The organism is Tsukamurella pseudospumae, from assembly GCF_001575205.1.
GTDB lineage: Bacteria > Actinomycetota > Actinomycetes > Mycobacteriales > Mycobacteriaceae > Tsukamurella > Tsukamurella pseudospumae.
Genome location: NZ_LSRE01000002.1, coordinates 218,471 through 235,965, shown reverse-complemented (window position 1 = coordinate 235,965; position 17,495 = coordinate 218,471). Strand labels below are relative to the sequence as shown.

Sequence of the window (17,495 nt, the reverse complement as noted above, 5' to 3'; positions counted from 1 at the left end):
TCATGGCCGAACTGGACGGGAACGCCGCGGCGGGGCCGCTGGCGGAGGTCTTCGGCGTCGACCTGAGCGCGGCCGCCGCCGAGTGCGCCGGCTGCGGCGCCCACGGCGAGATCGCGATCGCGCGGGTCTTCGCCACGGCGATGGGCCTGGTCATGCGCTGCCGCGCGTGCGAGGCGGTGCTCGCCGTCCTCGTGTCCCGAGACGGACGGTGGCGATGCCGGCTGACCGGCATCGCCACCCTCGATCTGCGGTGATCCCCGCGCCCGGACGTCAGCCGAGGCGCGGGGCGATGATCACGCCGTCGCCCGCTTGGGCAGCTTCCAGCCGGGCCGCGGGAAGTGGCAGGTGTAGCCGTCCGGGTACTTCTCGAGGTAGTCCTGATGCTCCGGCTCGGCGTTCCAGAACGGCGCCGGCGCCTCGATCGTGGTGACGGCCTTGCCCGGCCACAGCCCCGAGGCGTCGACATCGGCGATGGTGTCGCGCGCCACCTTCTCCTGCTCCTCGCTCAGCGGGAAGATCGCGGAGCGGTAGCTCGAGCCCCGGTCGTTGCCCTGCCGGTCCTTCGTGGACGGGTCGTGGATCTGGAAGAAGAACTCCAGCACGTCGCGGTAGCTGGTCTTCGCCGGATCGAACACGATCTCGACCGCCTCCGCGTGACCGGGATGGTTGCGGTACGTGGCGTGGTCGTTGCTGCCGCCGGTGTAGCCCACCCGCGTGGCCTCGATGCCCGGCTGCTTGCGGAGCAGGTCCTGCATCCCCCAGAAACAGCCGCCCGCCAGCACCGCGGTCTCGCGGCCGGGGGTGGTGGTGATGGTGCCGTTGTCAGTCATATCAGCTCCTAGTCCGGCTCTTCCCCGATGGCTTCGGGGCGCCACCGATCTCAACAACGACGGTACCCGGCGCATTCCGGCCGCGGACGTCGACGGCGGCGCGCGGTCCGGGCGGCCGGAGCGGGCGGGCGGAGCGGCTGCGGGCGGGCGGGCCGCCCGGGCGAATCGGGGGCGGGAAGCCATCCGCACCCGAAATGCGCGGGCTCTCGAATTGCGCCGTCTCGAACTCCGGGCTCGGGGCGTGCCGGGCGTGCCGTCCGGTCCGGTCCGTACTCGGGATGGTCGCTGAGAAGTGACCTCCAGCGGCGCCGCCCCTGTGCGACCTGGGACTTCCCTGCCCGGCGCCGCTCAGGGCTACATCTCAGCGGTCATCCTGGTGAGAAAGACGCTGTTGGGGTCCGCGATGTACCCACCGAAGGGCGGGCACACCGCGAAGCCGTGCGCGACGTAGAGGGCGCGAGCCGGCGCGAAGAACTCCTGGCTGCCGGTCTCGAGCGACACCCGCTCGAGACCGCGTGCGCGTGCGTCGTCGAGGACGTGCCGGAGCAGTAGTCGCCCGATGCCGAGACCGCGCGCGGCAGGAGCCACGCGCATGCTCTTGACCTCCTCATGATCGGGCTCGACCGCCGCGAGTGCGACGGTGCCGGCGAGCTCGCCGTCCCGGTGCAACGTCCACAGGCGAACACCCGGGGCGCGGAGCGCAGCGAGGTCGAGGGCGTGCCGGCTCTCCGGCGGTGCGGTCGGCTCCATGTCGCGCAGGTGGGCGAGGAGGAAGTCCGCAAGGGCCGGGTCGTCGAGGTCCGCGCGCGTGATCGAGATGTCCATGTCCGATCGAGGCTAGACCGGCTGGGACTGCGGCGGGTGGAAGACTCTCCTGCGGAGGGATCACCCGACGGTGTGCGCCGCGCACCGCCCACGGACTGGAGGACGATGCGCATGACGGCGGACGGACACCCCGAGGTCGCGACCGACGCGGGCGTGGTCCGGGGCCGCTGGCGGCCGACGACGGGCGGGCGGGGTGCGCCGCGGTCCGCGGCGTTCCTGGGTATCCCCTTCGCGGAGCCGCCCGTGGGTGACCTGCGGTTCGCCGCCCCGGTCCCGAAGGCGCCGTGGGAGGGCGTGCTCGACGCGGCGGCGTACGGGGCCACCGCGCAGCGCGGCGACCCCGGAGTCGTGCTCATTCCCGAGCCGTCGATCCCCGGGGACTCGACGCTCAACGTCAACGTCTTCACGCCCTCGCCGGAACGCCCGGCCGTCGGTGCCGGCCTGCCCGTGCTGGTCTGGATCCACGGCGGCGGCTACTTCGCAGGCTCCCCCGCGAGCCCCTGGTACGACGGGCGGAACTTCAACCGCGACGGCGTGGTCACGGTGACGATCTCCTACCGCCTCGGCTTCGACGGCTTCGGGTGGATCGAGGACGCACCGTCGAACCGCGGGGTGCGGGACTGGCTCGCAGCGCTGGATTGGGTGCGGCGCAACATCGCCGCGTTCGGTGGCGACCCCGGCCGCGTCACGATCGCCGGACAGTCCGCGGGCGGCGGCGCGGTTCTGACGCTCCTCGGCATGCCCGTGGCGCAGCACCTGTTCCACGGCGCGATCGCCCTGTCCGGCGTGCTCACCGACGCATCGGCCGCGCGTGCCGAGGCCTTCGGCCGGGACCTCGCGGCGCGGGCCGGCATCGCACCGACTCGGGCGGGCCTGTCGACGGTGCTCGAGGAGCGCATCCTCGATCTGCAGAAGAAGGCCACGTCGATCGGGATCCGAGGGCTGCGCGCCGCATTCACCCACGGACTGCAGTTGGGGCCCACCGTCGACGGCGACCTGCTCCCCCGCCCCACTACCGAGGCCCTGCGCGGCGGCGCGGGCGCCGACAAACCGCTGGTGATCGGGACCGTCGACGACGAATTCGCGATGGCCTTCACCGAGGGGCCGATGGCCCGGATCACGCCGCTCGTCCCGACCGGTGCGATCCTCGCCGCGCTCGCCGTCCCGAAGCGTCAGCGCGCCCCGTACCTCGCCGCGAACAGCGACATCGCGGCGCGTGGAAAGGCGCGCCTCGCCGGGCGGGCCTTGAGCGACAAGATGTTCCGCGTCAGCGTCCCCCGCATCGCCGGCTTCCGCGGCGACGCGCCGACCTGGACCTACCGGTTCTCCTGGCCGTCAGGGCGATTCGGGCTCGCCGGGCACTGCCTGGATGTGCCCTTCTTCTTCGACTGCCTCGACGGCTCGGCGGTGGAGCCACTCGCCGGAGCCCACCCGCCGCAGTCGCTCTCCGACGAGATCCATTCCGCGGCAGTCGCCTTCGTCACCGCACAGGATCCGGGCTGGCCCCGGAGTGCCGCCGGCGGACCCGTCAGCCGCGTCTTCGACCTGCCGAGCACGAACCGGCCCGACGCCTACGCATCGGTGCGGCCGCTGCTGGGCTGAACCGGCCGGATCAGTCCGTAGCCGCCTGCGCCGCGTCGATCATCGCGTCGACACTGGTGAGCTTCACGCGCGGCCGATCGTCCTCCTCCGCGAGGGCGGTCTCGTGCGCGTCGATGGCCATCCATCCGTCGTACTCGACGAGGTTCGGCACGCGCTCGACGACGAGCTTCTCGACCTGGGCACCGTCGAAGTCGCTGCGCGCGAGCCTGCCCTCCGCGACGTCGGCGAGGAGGACGGAGACCGTGTCGCGCGCGCAGTCGCGGTTCGTGGGGATGACGCCCGACGGTCCGCGCTTGATCCAGCCGACCACGTAGTGGCCCGGGAGGGGCGCACCGTCGTACCCGACGATCCGCGAGTCGGCGTTGCGGAACACGCCCCGCTCCGTGTCGAACGGGATGCCGGGGATCGGGGTGCCGTGGTAACCGACGGCGTGGATGACCAGGCCCGCCTCGTGCTCGGCGACCGCGCCGGTGGGCTGCGCCTCGACGGTGCCGTCCTCGCCGAGGGCGAGCTCGTTGGTGGCGATGGAGACCGTGCGAACGGCGTCGTCGCCGCCGATGCCGACCACGGAGCGCAGGAACTTCAGCACGATCCGACGGTCCGCCCCGGTCGGCTCGAGCGCGGCCAGCTTGCGCAGTTGCTTGATGTTGTTGCGCTCCACCGGCGGGCGGGCCTTGTCGCGCTCCTTGTCCTCCGCCGGTACGTCGGCCGGGTCGACGATCACGTCGACGCCCGGCAACTTGCCCAGCTCGGCTACCTCGGAGGGCGTGAACGCGGCCTGCTCCGCGCCGCGACGGCCGAGCACGACGACCTCGCGGATCGCCGAACCGCGCAGCGCCGCCAGCGCGTGCTCGGCCATGTCGGTGCCCTCGAGCTTCTCGGTGCCGGTGACCAGGATCCGGGCCGCGTCGAGCGCGACATTGCCGTTGCCGATGACCACGGCACGCTCGACGCCGAGGTCGACGTCGAGGTCGCGGCGGTCGGGGTGGCCGTTGTACCAGCCGACGAAATCGCTCGACGGGTGGTTACCGGGGAGCCAGGCACCGTCGACCTCGAGCCGCCGGCCGCCGGACGCGCCGATCGCGTAGATCACGGCGTCGTACCACTGCGCGAGCTCGGAGGCCTGGATGTCGGTCGCGACCTCGACATTGCCGAAGTAGCGGAAGTTCTCGTGCTGCGCGGTGCGGTCGAAGATCTTGGTGACCGACTTGATCGCGGGATGGTCGGGCGCGACGCCGTAGCGGACCAGGCCGAACGGCGTGGGCAGCCGGTCGAACACGTCGACCTGCACCTCGATGTCGTCCTGCTCCAACAGGTTCCCGGCGGCGAAGAAGCCCGACGGCCCGGAACCCACGATCGCGACGCGCAAGGGCTTCATCAACAAACACTCCCGACGAGGACGACTCGGCAGTCGTCTTAGGCTGCCCAAAGTAAGAAGTCTACGCCACGCCGGAGCTCCGGCGCCGACGGCGACCCGCACGCTTCGCCTCGGACCGTGCCCGCTTCTCTTCGACCTTGTGCCGCGCCGCCTCGGCGATCGCCGTGCGGAGCCCGACTCGCTCCACCTCGAGCTGCGCCGCGTGCGCCGCCTCGCGGGCGTGCGCCAGGCGGTCCTGCGCCGCCTCCTGGGCGTGCACGAGCCGGTCGTGCGCGTTCTCCTGCGCGAGGACGAACCTGTCCTGCGCGTTCTCCTGGGCGACCACGAGGCGCTCGCGGATCGCGGCGAACCGCAGCTCCGACGCCGTCTCCGGCGCGTCGTCCGCGGTGGCGCGCAGCCAGCGGTCCGGCAGCGAGAGCTTCGCGATGGTGCGCTGGGACAAGTAGTACTGGCGCAGCAGCGGGCCCTCGGTGTACGGGATGTCGTACTTCTCGCAGATCGCCCGCACCTTCACGCTGATCTCCGCGAGCCGGTTCGACGGCAGGTCGGGGAACATGTGGTGCTCGATCTGGTAGCTCAGGTTGCCCGTCATGAAGTCCATGGCGCGGCCGCCCGAGATGTTCGCGCTGCCCAGCATCTGCCGCAGGTACCACTCGCCCGGCGTCTCGTCGACGATGGACTCGGTGGTGAACTTCTCGGCACCGTCGGGGAAGTGCCCGCAGAAGATGACCACGTAGGTCCAGATGTTGCGGACGATGTTCGCCGTGAGGTTCGCCGACAACGTGCGCCCGAAGGAGCCGCCCACGGCCTTGCTGACCGCCGGGTACAGGACGAAGTCCTTACCCAGCTGCCGCGCGGCCTTGACGCCCAACTCGCGCAGCTGTTTCCGGGTCTGCGGCCACGGCTTGTTCCCGGCGATGGCCTCGGCCAGCTCGATGTCGTGCAGGGCGATGCCCCACTCGAAGGTGAGCCCGAGGAACAGGTTGTTGAGGAACTGGGCGGACCGCTTGGCCTCCCACTGCTCGTCGCGGGTGACCCGGAGGACGCCGTAGCCGACGTCCAGATCCATGCCGACGACATTGGTGTACTTGTGGTGCAGGAAGTTGTGCGAGTGCTTCCAGTGCGCGCCGGGACAGGCCATGTCCCACTCCCACGTGGTGGAGTGGATCTCGGGATCGTTCATCCAATCCCACTGCCCGTGCATGACGTTGTGCCCGAGCTCCATGTTCTCGATGATCTTGGCGACCCCGAGCATGCCCGCGCCGGCGGCCCAGAACCATCGGCTCTTGGAGCCGAGGATGGTGAGCCGGCCCGCGGCCTCGAGCACGCGCTGCGCCCGGATCACGCCACGGATGTACCGGGCGTCCCGTTCGCCGCGCGACGACTCGACCTCGGCGCGGATGGAGTCCAGCTCCCGCGCGAGCTGCTCGATGTCGGCGTCATCGAGATGTGCGTACTCGCCGACATCAGTGATAGCCACGTGTCTAAGGCTACGCGCGTCCGGCCCGCCCCGTTACTTCGCTGCCGCCAGTTCCTCGACGTGCGAGACGAGGCCGCGACGGTTGCCGTCTGCATCGATCTCACCCTTGACCACGGTGGTCGCGCCCGACTCGTCGTAGAAGCGCTTGTTCGAGTGCGTCTCGGGCGCATCGTCGACGGTGGCCGTCAGGTACTTGTCCGGCAGCGAGAGCTTGATGACGGTGCGCCAGGACTCCGCGTACTGCTTCCACATCGGCCCGGTGTTGTAGGGCAGGTCGTACTTCTCGCAGATCTCGACCAGGCGCGAGTTGATGTAGTTGTAGCGGTTGGAGGGCAGGTCCGGGTACAGGTGGTGCTCGATCTGCCGACCCAGGTGCCCGGTGATGAAGTGCAGCGCGTTGCTGCCCTCGAAGTTCGCGGTGCCCAGCATCTGACGCAGGTACCACTCGGGGAGGGTCTCGTTGTCGATGTCCTCGATGGTGAACTTCTCGGCGTCGTCCGGGAAGTGGCCGCAGAAGATGGTCATGTGATCCCACACGTCGCGCACCGTGTTCGCGACCAGGTTGGCCGAGGCCGCCTTCTTGTAGCCGCGGGCGCCGGTGAAGGGCACGGCCATCGCGGGGAACAGGACGTAGTCCTTCGCGGTCTGCTTGGTGATCTTGGTGAGGACCACCTTGAGCCTGCTGCGGAACTCCTCCCAGTCGTACTCGGCGTACTGCTCGCCGCCGTTGAGCGCCGCCTTCATGGCGTTCATCAGCTCGAGGTGCTGCACGGCCTTGCCGTACTGGAAGCCCATCATCAGCGTGAAGTTGTAGATGGGGTTGAACAGCATGTACGGCTCCCACGGCTGATCGCGCGTGACGCGCAGGATGCCGTAGCCGATGTCGTCGTCCATGTCGGTGACGTTGGTGTACTTGTGGTGCATGTAGTTGTGGGTGTGGCGCCAGAACTTGCCGTCCGAGGCGCTGTCCCACTCCCAGCTGGTGGAGTGGATCTCCGGATCGTTCATCCAGTCCCACTGGCCGTGCATGATGTTGTGGCCCAGCTCGTTGTTCTCGATCACCTTCGCGTAGCTCAGGCACGCGGCGGAGGCGGCCCACGCGGCCTTGCCCTTCCAGCCCTTCATCCCGGCGCCCAGCCCGAAGACGCGGCCGGCGGTCTCGGCGATGCGCTGGCTCTTGATGACGCGGCGGATGTACTTCGCATCCTCCTCGCCGCGGCTCTCCTCGATCTCGCGGCGCAGCGCGTCCAGCTCGGCACCGAGCGCCTCGATGTCGGCGTCGGTCAGGTGCGCGTACTCCGCGACGTCAGTGATAGCCACGAGGCGATCCCCAATCGGTACGACCGCATGCAGCGGCCTCAAGAACAGAACGATTCCACTGTAGCAGCCGGGTAGGACAAAGTCATCGATCTTGTTCCAGGAGTGACGCACCCCGCACACGTCGATGCCCGACGGTGCGCGGCGCACCGTCGGGCATCGAGGACGGGAGGTCAGGCCCGACGACGGCGCGCGTGCACCGCGGCGCGGGCGGCCTTGAGGCCGAACCGGCGACCGGTGGCCGCGTCGACCCGCGGCTCCGCGAACTCGGTGCCCGCGAACATCGCCTCCGAGGCGGTCTCCGGAGCGTCGTCGGCGGTGTCGCGCAGGTACTTGTCGGGCAGCGACAGCTTGGCGATGGTCCGCCAGGACTTGTAGTACTGCACGTGCAGCGGCCCGATCGTGTACGGCAGGTCGTACTTCTCGCACAGCGCGCGCACGCGGACGCCGATCTCCGAGAGCCGGTTCGACGGCAGATCGGGGAACAGGTGGTGCTCGATCTGGTAGCTGAGGTTGCCCGAGAGGAAGTCGACGACGGGGCCGCCGGACAGGTTCGCGCTGCCGAGCATCTGGCGCAGGTACCACTGCGCCTGCGTCTCGTTGTCGACGTCCTGCTTGGTGAACTTCTCGGCTCCGTCGGGGAAATGGCCGCAGAAGATGACCGCGTTGGTCCAGACGTTCCGGATCACGTTGGCGGTGATCGTCGCGGTCAGCGCCTTGCGCCAGCCGCGCGCACCGCCGAAGGGCACGCCGACGAGTGGGGCCGCGACGTAGTCCTTGAGCACCTGGCGGCCGATCTTGCGGCCGACGTCCGAAGCGTCCGCCTTGAAGCCCTCGCGGTCGAACCACGACTTCTTCCACTTGGTGGCCGCGCGGCCGAGCTCGAGGTGCTGGATCGCCACGCCGTACTCGAAGAGCAACATGAGGATCGTGTTGTAGACGAGGTTGCCCGAGTTGAACGGGGTCCACGGCTGATCGCGCGTGACGCGCAGCGTCTTGTAGCCCACGTCGTCGTCCATGTCGAGGACGTTCGTGTACTTGTGGTGCACGTAGTTGTGGGTGTGCTTCCACAGCCGCGAGGTGCCGGCGTTGTCCCACTCCCACGTGGTCGAGTGGATCTCCGGATCGTTCATCCAATCCCACTGCCCGTGCATGATGTTGTGCCCGAGCTCCATGTTCTCGATGATCTTCGCGAGGCCGAGCGAGACCGCCGAACCCCACCAGAAACCGCGCTTGTGCGCGCCCAGGAGCATCGCCCGGCCCGCCACCTCGAGCCCGCGCTGCACGGCGATGGTGCGCCGCAGGTACTGCACGTCGGTCTCGCCGCGGACGGCCTCGATGTCGCGCCGGATCGCATCCAGCTCCGCCCCCAGAGTCTCGATGTCGGCCTCGGTGAGGTGCGCGTACTCGGGGATGTCGGTGATCGCCATGCGGGGCCGCCCTTCAGTGGTCCGTCTCTAACCTACGCAACCGTAAGTTACGGCCGCGTAGACTGTCAACGGATGTGACGGACCCGCAGGTCAGGATCGTTGCTAGACGTCGAGCGTGCAGTCGCCCACCGCACGGTGATGCAATGGGGCACGGCTCCGGGCTAGACGTCGAGCGTGCAGTCGCCCACGGCCACGCTGATACAAGTTTGTATGCGCTCGCCCTCCGTGTGCAGGTCGCCGCTACGCAGGTCGCGGACCTGACCGTCGGCGAGCTGCACCACGCAGGTCTGGCAGATGCCCATGCGACAGCCGAAGGGCATCTGCACACCCGCGGCCTCACCGGCCTCCAGCAGGGTGGTGGCACCGTCGACATCGGTGGTCCTGCCGGCCTTGAGGAAGGTGACCTCGCCGCCGCTCGCCGAGACATCGGCGCGCTCGACGGTGAACCGCTCCTGGTGCAGCCGCGACTCGATGCCGCGGTCCTTCCAGCCCTTCTCCATGTCGTTGAGGAAGACGCCGGGGCCGCAGATCCACGTCTGCCGCTCCTGCCAGTCCGGAACGACCTCGCCGATGTTGGCGGGCGTCAAGCGGCCGGCGTCGCGGGTGTAGCGCAGTTGCACGGAGACGTTGTCGTGGTTCGCGTCGAACGCCTCGAGCTCGTCGCGGAACAGCGTCGCGTCGGCGTTCGGGGCGGAGTGCACGGCCACGATGTCCGTCGACGCCGGGATGCCGCGCCGCTCCAGCGTGCGGAGCATCGCCATCACGGGCGTGATGCCGCTGCCCGCGGTGAGGAACAGGACCTTGTGCGGCAGGGGGTTCGGGAGCGTGAAGTCGCCCGACGGTGCCTGCAGCCGCACGATCGTGCCCTCGGTGACGCCGGTGACGAGGTGGTTCGACAGGAAGCCCTCGTTCATCGCCTTGACGGTGATCGAGACCTCGCGCGGCCCGCGCCCGTGCCCCATGTCCGGCACGGAGGTCAGCGAGTAGGAGCGCCACGTCCACTTGCCGTCGACGAGCACGCCGATGCCGACGTACTGGCCGGCTTCATACTTGGTGTTGAAGCCCCACCCCGTCTCGATCGTGAGGGTGACCGACTCGTCCGTCTCCTGCTGGACCCGCACGATCTTGCCGCGGAGCTCACGCGCCGACCACAGCGGGTTGATCAGGTGCAGGTAGTCGTCCGGGAGCAGCGGGGTGGTCAGTCGCGCCACGGCGCCGCGCACCAGATTGGTGCGGGGGTGCTCGGCGGAGACGTCCTTGGCCGGGGACTCGAGCCAATCACGGAGGGCGCGGAAACGGTTGCTCATGCCGTGAGCCTACGATGCCGTAGGTAGTTGGGACAATTTCTGTGAGGTTGTCCTATCGAGCGCTGCGCGGCGAGGGCTTCGCCGGGCCGTTCGCAACGAAGTCCCAGTAGCCCCACGGACCGTCGGCGACCCGCAACCGGTCGCCCGCGACCTTGGCGGTGCGCGCACCGTCGAAGGCCGTGCGGAACTGCTCCCCCGTGACCCGGCGGTCATGCCGAAGACGTTGCAGCCGTCGTTGCCGCCCGCCCCGTCGCCCTTGATGCTGAAGTGCGCGGGCGCGCCGGTGTACTCGATCGGTGCCGTCCGCGCGAACCCGTGCCCGTCGAACCGGCACTGCGCACCGGTGAGCGGCACCGGCGCCGCCGATGCCAGCGGCGCCCCGGCGACGAGGATCCCCACCGCGACCATGAACGCGGTCAACGCGTCGAATCATCCGCACAGGCATCCCGCCACCGTAGGCGGACCTACGGGGTCAGCGGCGCGCGATGCCCGGTTCCAGCAGGTCGAGCGGGTCGAAGGTCAGCGGGAAGGGCACCTCGGTGCGGAACTCCTGGCCGCTCACCGCCTGCGCGATCACGCGGTACGCACCGTCGACCAACTCGCTGAGCTCGACCTCCACGTATCTGCCGTCGATCTCCACCCGCAGGTAGTACGGCACTTCCGCCGCTGCACACAGGGCAGGCTTGTCGATGCGGTCCCGGCGGCGACTGCTCCTGGACACGAGTTCCACGGGCATCAACACCTGCGCCGCCGGTACCCACGTCACCTGCTGCGCAGGCTCACGCAGGACCGCGAGATCGGGTTCGATCCACGTCTGGTCGTCGAACCGCATGTTGACTGCGGTGTACGCGGTGAACCCGTTGGTTCGCGCCGGACCTCGCAACTGAAGGACCAGCTCCGCGGCCGCGTAGCTGTTGGCGGTCCCCTCGCGCGGACTCACCACGAGCGTCCCCCCTTGACTCTCGTACTTCGCCGGCGGAAGTCCGGGCAACGGAATGAAACGTTCCGCGAGCTCCGTGGTCCACAGGCCTGCAAGATCGACGAGCGGGTCGAACGGCGCGCCATCGCGCAGCGGAGCAGCCACGGTCTCACCTCGTCTCGTTACAAGTCCAGCTCCAGGCTAGAGGAGTTCGAGGAGGAAGGGCAGTTCCTGTGTGGCGTACCAGGCGAGGTCGTGGTCCTCCGCATCGCCGACGGCGAGCTCGGCGTCCTCGTCGCCCAGGTCCGCGGCGTCGACGACCTGCGCGGCGCGGGTGACGGCGCCCTCGGCGTCGGACACGTCCACGTGCACGGCGATCACGTTCTTCAGGAGGATCGGCTCGGTCACCTTGAGCACCGCGTCGTCGAGGTCCGGACGCTCCTTCGCGGCGGGGACGTCGGCCGTGATGACCACGCGGCGGATCGGATCCGGTTCCGCGCCATCGGTTTCCGGCGCACCGTCGACCGCGAGCAACCGGAGGGAGGCGCGCGCGGCCTGCCGCATGGCGGCCTCGGCGAGCTCCTCGTCGTCGCCGGAGGTGTACGCCTCGCGCAGCGCCGGCGTCACACCGAAGACGGTGCCGCCCAACGGGAACAGCTCACCGTCGCGCTGCAGGACCTGCAGCCCGGCCAGGGTGCTGGGCACGTACACGCGGACCGACATCTACTCCCCCTTCGCGGACGCGGCGAGCTCGTCGCGCGCCTCGTACAGGAACTCCGTCATCGAGATCACGTCCCACATGCCGTCGCGGTCGGCGTTGAGACCGATGTAGACGGTGCCGTTGTACGACGTGATGCCGATGGACACCACCTGATTGGCGATCAGCGGCGGCACCGGGTACACCTGCTGCACCTCGATGCCCGCCAGGTACACCGGCGCCTGCGGCCCCGGCGCGTTGGTGACCAGGATGTTGAACGAGCGCGGCGAGACGCTCATCGCCGTGCGCGCGCCGAGGGCGTGCAGCGTGGGCGGCGTGAAGCCGCCGCTCGCGGCGAGCGCCCGGGCCGCGACCTGCCGACCCCGGTCCACCTGGGCGGCCGCGCCGTGCGCGATCTGCCGCATCCGGACCACCGCGTTGCCCTCCGCGACCGGCAGCCGGACGATGTACGCGCGCACCTGCTCCCCGACGCCCAGGCCCACGTCGTCGACCGCGATCGGCTCCAGCACCCGCACCTCCGTGCCGGCGCTGATCGGCTCGCCCCGCGAGATCAGCCACGTGCGCAGGCCGCCGGCCACGACCGACAGCAGCAGGTCGTTGACCGTGCAGCCATACGCGGCGCGCAGCCGCCGGAACTCCTCGAGGTCCATCCGCGCGACCGCGAACCGCCGGCTCCGGGAGATCGGCACGTTGAGCGAGCGGACCGGTGTCACGGCGGTGCGGGCGCGCACCAGCGACGACGCGCGCTCGATCACGTTGGCCGCGTCCTCCTGCAGCCCGGTGATCGACTCGGCGACCTCGCCGACGACGCCCTGGATCATGGCCGCGGTGCGCTTCGGGCGCGAGAGCATGTCGATGACGGCGCCCATCACGAGCTCGCCGTCGCTCGGCTCGTGCTGGCCCATCCACAGGTCCTCGGGCGGCTGCGGCGTGTGCGGAGTGTCGGTGAGCAGCAACTGCATCAGGTCGACATTGGCGCGGCCGTCGACCAGCGCGAGGTGGGTCTTGGTGAACACCGCCAGCCGGTCGTCGGCGACGCCCTCGATGAGGTAGACCTCCCACAGCGGGCGCTCGCGGTCGAGCGGACGCGAGTTCAGGCGGGCGACGAGGTCGTGCAGCTGATCGTCGCTGCCCGGCTGCGGCAGCGCGGAGACCCGGACGTGGTAGGTGATGTCGAAGTCGCGGTCCTCGATCCACACCGGGCGGGCGATGCCCAGCGGCACCGTCCGGACCTTCTGCCGGTACCGCGGCACCTCGGCGAGGCGCTCCTCGATCGTGTCGAGCAGTCGCTCGTAGTCCAGGCCCTGCTCGGGGCGCAGGATCACCAGCGACCCGACGTGCGTGGGGGTCGTGGAATTCTCCAACGCGTAGAACTCCGCGTCGGACTGGCCGAGCCTGCCCTTCACTGCACCTCCCCAGGGTCGATCTTCGGCGCCAGCATACGGGATGCGCGGGGACGAGCCGGTTCGAGTACGAGGGATCCGAACGGCCTCCTGATGCGTCTAATGAGTATGGGGGCGATCATTCTCACGGCCGGCGGGACGGGGTCCCGCGCGCCGTCGTCGAGGGACCATGGCTTCGTCGTGCTGCGCGCGCCGTCCGCCGAGCCGCCGGCGCAGCCGCTGACCCGGACGCGGGCCGCACCGGCCGCACCGCCGGTCCCGGCACCGTCGGAGCCCGGACCGCCGGCCCCGACGGCCCTGCCCGGGCCCGTGGCCGCCGTCCACCCCGACGCGCACCGGTTCGTGCTGTCGACGCTGCGCCCCGTCTTCGAGGTGCTCGACCGACGGCGGCCCGCCAAGCACCTGGCGGCGATCGCCTCGAACACCGTCGTCGACGTGCTCCGCACGCTCGCCGATCACGGTCCGGCGGGGATCGTGTCCGGCTGGGGCGACGTGCACGTCGGCACACCCCGGGCGCTCGCACCGCGCACCCGGTCGCGCGCCGGCGATGCCGACGTGGGCGCCGAGATCTTCCTCACCTACAACCGCGGGGACCGCGTCCTCGCGGCCGCGGGCAGGGTCGAGGCCACGGCCGGACGGTGGCGGTGGGTCGCGTTCACGACCGCGGCGTGAGCACCGCCGGGGGTTGATTCCGCCAATCGCGGACGCCCGGACCCGCGGGGCGGTACACAATGGGGCATGTCGCTGAGTTCTCTGCGCGCCGCGTTCCGCTACCGAGTCGCCCGCCACCTGCTGATCGGCCCCGCCCTCTGGGCCTGGGGTCGTCCCGAATACACCGGACTGGAGAACATTCCGCGTACCGGGCCGGTGATTCTCGCTGCCAACCACCTCGCGATCTCGGACTCGTTCTACGTGGTGCAGAGCGCCCGGCGCCCGGTGATGTTCCTGGCCAAGGCCGACTACTTCACCCAGCCCGGGATCAAGGGGAAGTTCAAGAAGGTCTTCTTCTCCGGCATGGGGCAGATCCCCGTCGACCGGCGCGGCGGCTCCGTGTCCGCGCCCGCGCTCGAGGCGGCGACCGGGATCGTCGAGGGCGGCGGCGCGTGGGGCATCCATCCGGAGGGCACCCGCTCCCCCGACGGACGCCTGTACAAGGGCAAGACCGGCGCCGTGCGCGTCGCGCTGGCCACCGGCACGCCGATCGTGCCCATCGCACTGGGCCGCACGGACCACCGCACGCTGAAGAACTTCTGGAAGAGCCGGGTCACCGTCGACGTGCTGCCGCCGCTCGACCTCAGCGACGCGAGCGTCGACGATCAGGAGTCGATCCGCCGCGCCACCGACCGGATGATGGACGCGATCGGTGCCCGCACCGGCCAGGCCAGGGTGCCCGAGTACGCGAAGAAGGGCGGCAAGTAGCGCCACCGACCGCGGCCACATCCTGGTCGGCGAGCGAACCTCGAAGAGGGCGGCGCGTCGCCACCCTCCGCAGGACACGGATCGGCCCCCGCATCCCGGGATGCGGGGGCCGATCCGTCCGTCGCTGTTACCGGCGGTGCTTGGCGCGCGCGGCGGTCGCCTTCTGCGCGGCCCTGTCGGCCTCGCGCTTGGCCGCACGACGCTCGGAGCGCGTGCCCTGCGGCTCGTCGGCGCTCTGCGAGATCTCCGTGAGGTCGCCCGACTCGGAGGGACCGGAGAGCGTGATCTTCTCCGGATCCGGCTCGGCGAGGGCCTTGCTCAGCGTGATCGCGGCATCGTCGTCTTCGGACGGAGCCGCTGCGTCCTCTTCGGGCTGCTGGACCTGCACCTTGAACAGGGTCGAGACCGACTCCTCCTTGAGGCCCTCGAGCATGCCGTTGAACATGTCGAAGCCCTCGCGCTGGTACTCGACCACCGGATCGCGCTGGGCGATCTGACGCAGTCCGATGCCCTCCTTGAGGTAGTCCATCTCGTAGAGGTGCTCGCGCCACTTCTGGTCCAGCACCGTCAGCAGCACGGACCGCTCGACCTGCCGCATGGTGCCCTCGCCGGCGGCCTTCTCGATGCTCTCCTGATGCTTGTCGTACGCGGCGTGGATGTCCTTGAGGAGGATGCTCTTGAGCTCGGCGCCGGTGATCTCGTCGCGGTCGCCGTTCTCGTCCTCGCCGACGACCTGCTTCCAGTCGAGGTCGATCGGGTACAGCGTGCGCATCGCCGTCCACAGTTCCTCGAGGTCCCAGTCCTCGACGTAGCCGGTGGCGGTGGCGGCATCGACGTAAGCGGAGACGACGTCGTCGGTCATGTGGTTGATCTGGTCGAACAGGTCCTCGCCGCGGAGGATCTTGCGACGCTCGTCGTAGATGACCTTGCGCTGCTCGTTCTGCACGTCGTCGTACTTGAGCACGTTCTTGCGGATCTCGAAGTTCTGCTGCTCGACCTGCGTCTGCGCGCTGCGGATCGCACGGGAGACGAACTTGTTGTCGATCGGCACGTCGTCGGGCAGGTTGACGCGGTTCATCCACGCCTCGATCTGCGCGCCGTTGAAGCGCCGCATCAGCTCGTCACCCAGCGAGAGGTAGAACCGGGACTCGCCCGGGTCACCCTGGCGGCCGGAGCGGCCGCGCAGCTGGTTGTCGATGCGCCGCGACTCGTGCCGCTCGGTGCCGAGCACGTAGAGGCCGCCCGCGTCGCGCACGTCGTCGGCCGCCTCCTTGGACTCCTTCTTGATCTTCTCGATCGTCTCGTCCCAGGCGGCCTCGTACTCCTCCGCCGTCTCGACCGGGTCCAGGCCGCGCTCGCGCAGCGCGAGGTCGGCGAGGATGTCCGGGTTACCGCCGAGCACGACGTCGGTGCCGCGGCCCGCCATGTTGGTGGCCACCGTCACCGCGCCGGGCGTTCCGGCCTTGGCGATGATCGCCGCCTCCTGCTCGTGGAACTTGGCGTTGAGGACCGTGTGCGGGATCTTCTGGCGCTCGAGCTGGCGCGAGAGGTACTCGGACCGCTCGACCGACGTGGTGCCGATCAGCACGGGCTGGCCGGCCTCGTGGCGCTCGGCGATGTCCTCGACGATGGCCGAGAACTTCGCCTCCTCCGTCTTGTAGATGAGGTCCGTCTGGTCCTTGCGGATCATCGGCCTGTTCGTGGGGATCGGGATGACGCCCAGCTTGTAGATCTGGTGCAGCTCGGCGGCCTCGGTCTCGGCGGTACCGGTCATGCCCGCGAGCTTGTCGTAGAGACGGAAGTAGTTCTGCAGCGTGATCGTCGCCAGGGTCTGGTTCTCCGCCTGGATCTCGACGTTCTCCTTCGCCTCGAGGGCCTGATGCATGCCCTCGTTGAAGCGGCGGCCCGCGAGCACGCGGCCGGTGAACTCGTCGACGATGAGGACCTCGCCCGACCGGACGATGTAGTCCTTGTCGCGCTCGTAGAGCTCCTTGGCCTTGATCGCGTTGTTGAGGTAGCTCACCAGCAGCGAGTTCGCCGAGTCGTACAGGTTCTCGATGCCGAGCTGGTCCTCGACCAGTTCGACGCCCGCCTCGTTCACGCCGATGGTCTTCTTGCGGATGTCCACCTCGTAGTGGACGTCCTTCTCCATCAGCGGCACGATCCGCGAGAACTCCGTGTACCACTTGCTCGACCCGTCCGCCGGGCCGGAGATGATCAGCGGCGTGCGGGCCTCGTCGATGAGGATCGAGTCCACCTCGTCGACGATGGCGTAGTGGTGGCCGCGCTGGACCAGCTCCTCCTCGCTGTGCGCCATGTTGTCGCGCAGGTAGTCGAAGCCGAACTCGTTGTTGGTGCCGTAGGTGATGTCCGCGGCGTACGCCACGCGGCGGCGGTCCGGGTCCTGCCCGGCCAGGATGCAGTCCACCTCGAGCCCGAGGAAGCGGTGCACGCGGCCCATCCAGTCCGCGTCGCGCTTGGCGAGGTAGTCGTTCGTCGTGACCAGGTGCACGCCGTGACCGGTGAGCGCGTTGGCGTAGGCCGCCATGACCGAGGTCAGGGTCTTGCCCTCGCCGGTCTTCATCTCGGCGATGTCGCCCTGGTGCAGCGCACCCGCGCCCATGATCTGCACGTGGTAGGGCTTCTGCCCGAGCACGCGCCACGCCGCCTCGCGGGCCGTCGCGAAAGCCTCGGGGAGGATGTCGTCGAGGGTCTCGCCCTTCTCCAAGCGCTTCTTGAACAGCTCGGTCTTGGCCTGGAGCTTCTCGTCGGAGAGCGCCTCGTACTCGTCGTTCAGGCTCTCCACGTAGGAGGCCAGACCATCGAGCCGCTTGACCATCCGGCCTTCGCCGAACCGCAGCACCTTG

The 17,495-nt window shown here is 69.6% G+C and carries 15 protein-coding genes; 4 read left to right on the top strand and 11 right to left on the bottom strand.

Annotation, left to right across the window (positions count from 1 at the left end):
- Positions 1 to 2: 2 nt before the first annotated feature.
- Positions 3 to 254 (top strand): DUF6510 family protein, encoded by a 252-nt coding sequence (locus AXK61_RS03335; protein ID WP_068571862.1) that lies wholly within the window; start codon positions 3 to 5, stop codon positions 252 to 254.
- A gap of 39 nt (positions 255 to 293) precedes the next feature.
- On the opposite strand, the gene msrA is transcribed toward AXK61_RS03335, so the two are convergent.
- Complete coding sequence (gene msrA, locus AXK61_RS03330; RefSeq protein ID WP_068571864.1) at positions 294 to 830, bottom strand: peptide-methionine (S)-S-oxide reductase MsrA; 537 nt, start codon at positions 828 to 830, stop codon at positions 294 to 296.
- A gap of 354 nt (positions 831 to 1,184) precedes the next feature.
- The gene (locus tag AXK61_RS03325; protein WP_068743802.1) at positions 1,185 to 1,655 is read right to left on the bottom strand and encodes a GNAT family N-acetyltransferase; all 471 of its coding nucleotides are present in this window, start codon (positions 1,653 to 1,655) and stop codon (positions 1,185 to 1,187) included.
- 111 nt (positions 1,656 to 1,766) lie between these two features.
- On the opposite strand from AXK61_RS03325, the gene AXK61_RS03320 reads away from it, so the two are divergent.
- On the top strand, positions 1,767 to 3,257 hold the full coding sequence (locus tag AXK61_RS03320; RefSeq protein ID WP_068743800.1) for a carboxylesterase/lipase family protein: 1,491 nt from the start codon (positions 1,767 to 1,769) through the stop codon (positions 3,255 to 3,257).
- A 10-nt stretch (positions 3,258 to 3,267) separates the two neighbouring features.
- Here AXK61_RS03320 and AXK61_RS03315 read toward each other — a convergent pair whose 3' ends face one another.
- From AXK61_RS03315 to AXK61_RS03280, 8 genes are all read right to left on the bottom strand, one after another.
- Positions 3,268 to 4,635: an FAD-dependent oxidoreductase gene (locus tag AXK61_RS03315; protein WP_068743798.1), complete on the bottom strand. Its 1,368-nt coding sequence runs from the start codon at positions 4,633 to 4,635 to the stop codon at positions 3,268 to 3,270.
- A gap of 61 nt (positions 4,636 to 4,696) precedes the next feature.
- A complete protein-coding gene (locus AXK61_RS03310) occupies positions 4,697 to 6,115 on the bottom strand; it encodes a fatty acid desaturase family protein (RefSeq protein WP_068571871.1) in 1,419 nt (472 codons plus the stop codon).
- A 33-nt stretch (positions 6,116 to 6,148) separates the two neighbouring features.
- Positions 6,149 to 7,435 (bottom strand): fatty acid desaturase family protein, encoded by a 1,287-nt coding sequence (locus AXK61_RS03305; protein ID WP_068743796.1) that lies wholly within the window; start codon positions 7,433 to 7,435, stop codon positions 6,149 to 6,151.
- Between the two features lie 170 nt (positions 7,436 to 7,605).
- The gene (locus AXK61_RS03300) at positions 7,606 to 8,862 is read right to left on the bottom strand and encodes a fatty acid desaturase family protein (protein WP_068743794.1); all 1,257 of its coding nucleotides are present in this window, start codon (positions 8,860 to 8,862) and stop codon (positions 7,606 to 7,608) included.
- 161 nt (positions 8,863 to 9,023) lie between these two features.
- A complete protein-coding gene (locus tag AXK61_RS03295) occupies positions 9,024 to 10,169 on the bottom strand; it encodes a ferredoxin reductase (protein ID WP_068743792.1) in 1,146 nt (381 codons plus the stop codon).
- A 472-nt stretch (positions 10,170 to 10,641) separates the two neighbouring features.
- Positions 10,642 to 11,253, bottom strand: coding sequence for a Uma2 family endonuclease (locus AXK61_RS03290; RefSeq protein WP_068743791.1), 612 nt, complete (start codon positions 11,251 to 11,253; stop codon positions 10,642 to 10,644).
- A 36-nt stretch (positions 11,254 to 11,289) separates the two neighbouring features.
- Complete coding sequence (locus tag AXK61_RS03285) at positions 11,290 to 11,811, bottom strand: DUF6912 family protein (RefSeq protein ID WP_068743789.1); 522 nt, start codon at positions 11,809 to 11,811, stop codon at positions 11,290 to 11,292.
- Positions 11,812 to 13,212 (bottom strand): WS/DGAT/MGAT family O-acyltransferase, encoded by a 1,401-nt coding sequence (locus AXK61_RS03280; RefSeq protein ID WP_068743786.1) that lies wholly within the window; start codon positions 13,210 to 13,212, stop codon positions 11,812 to 11,814.
- A gap of 105 nt (positions 13,213 to 13,317) precedes the next feature.
- Here AXK61_RS03280 and AXK61_RS03275 point away from each other — a divergent pair, with 105 nt between their 5' ends.
- Both AXK61_RS03275 and AXK61_RS03270 read left to right on the top strand, forming a co-directional pair.
- Positions 13,318 to 13,881, top strand: coding sequence for an Rv3235 family protein (locus AXK61_RS03275; RefSeq protein WP_068743784.1), 564 nt, complete (start codon positions 13,318 to 13,320; stop codon positions 13,879 to 13,881).
- A gap of 66 nt (positions 13,882 to 13,947) precedes the next feature.
- Positions 13,948 to 14,628, top strand: a complete 681-nt coding sequence (locus AXK61_RS03270; RefSeq protein ID WP_068743781.1) for a lysophospholipid acyltransferase family protein — start codon at positions 13,948 to 13,950, stop codon at positions 14,626 to 14,628.
- 127 nt (positions 14,629 to 14,755) lie between these two features.
- On the opposite strand, the gene secA is transcribed toward AXK61_RS03270, so the two are convergent.
- A complete protein-coding gene (gene secA / locus AXK61_RS03265) occupies positions 14,756 to 17,467 on the bottom strand; it encodes a preprotein translocase subunit SecA (protein WP_068743901.1) in 2,712 nt (903 codons plus the stop codon).
- Positions 17,468 to 17,495 lie beyond the last annotated feature (28 nt).

What these genes read in the sequence shown, in the direction of transcription:
- AXK61_RS03335 (WP_068571862.1), top strand. Translation starts at nt 3, where the DNA reads ATGGCCGAACTGGACGGGAACGCCGCGGCGGGGCCGCTGGCGGAGGTC.
- msrA (WP_068571864.1), bottom strand. Translation starts at nt 830, where the DNA reads ATGACTGACAACGGCACCATCACCACCACCCCCGGCCGCGAGACCGCG.
- AXK61_RS03270 (WP_068743781.1), top strand. Translation starts at nt 13,948, where the DNA reads ATGTCGCTGAGTTCTCTGCGCGCCGCGTTCCGCTACCGAGTCGCCCGC.
- secA (WP_068743901.1), bottom strand. Translation starts at nt 17,467, where the DNA reads ATGGTCAAGCGGCTCGATGGTCTGGCCTCCTACGTGGAGAGCCTGAAC.
- AXK61_RS03300 (WP_068743794.1), bottom strand. Translation starts at nt 8,862, where the DNA reads ATGGCGATCACCGACATCCCCGAGTACGCGCACCTCACCGAGGCCGAC.
- AXK61_RS03325 (WP_068743802.1), bottom strand. Translation starts at nt 1,655, where the DNA reads ATGGACATCTCGATCACGCGCGCGGACCTCGACGACCCGGCCCTTGCG.
- AXK61_RS03285 (WP_068743789.1), bottom strand. Translation starts at nt 11,811, where the DNA reads ATGTCGGTCCGCGTGTACGTGCCCAGCACCCTGGCCGGGCTGCAGGTC.
- AXK61_RS03275 (WP_068743784.1), top strand. Translation starts at nt 13,318, where the DNA reads ATGGGGGCGATCATTCTCACGGCCGGCGGGACGGGGTCCCGCGCGCCG.
- AXK61_RS03320 (WP_068743800.1), top strand. Translation starts at nt 1,767, where the DNA reads ATGACGGCGGACGGACACCCCGAGGTCGCGACCGACGCGGGCGTGGTC.
- AXK61_RS03315 (WP_068743798.1), bottom strand. Translation starts at nt 4,635, where the DNA reads ATGAAGCCCTTGCGCGTCGCGATCGTGGGTTCCGGGCCGTCGGGCTTC.
- AXK61_RS03295 (WP_068743792.1), bottom strand. Translation starts at nt 10,169, where the DNA reads ATGAGCAACCGTTTCCGCGCCCTCCGTGATTGGCTCGAGTCCCCGGCC.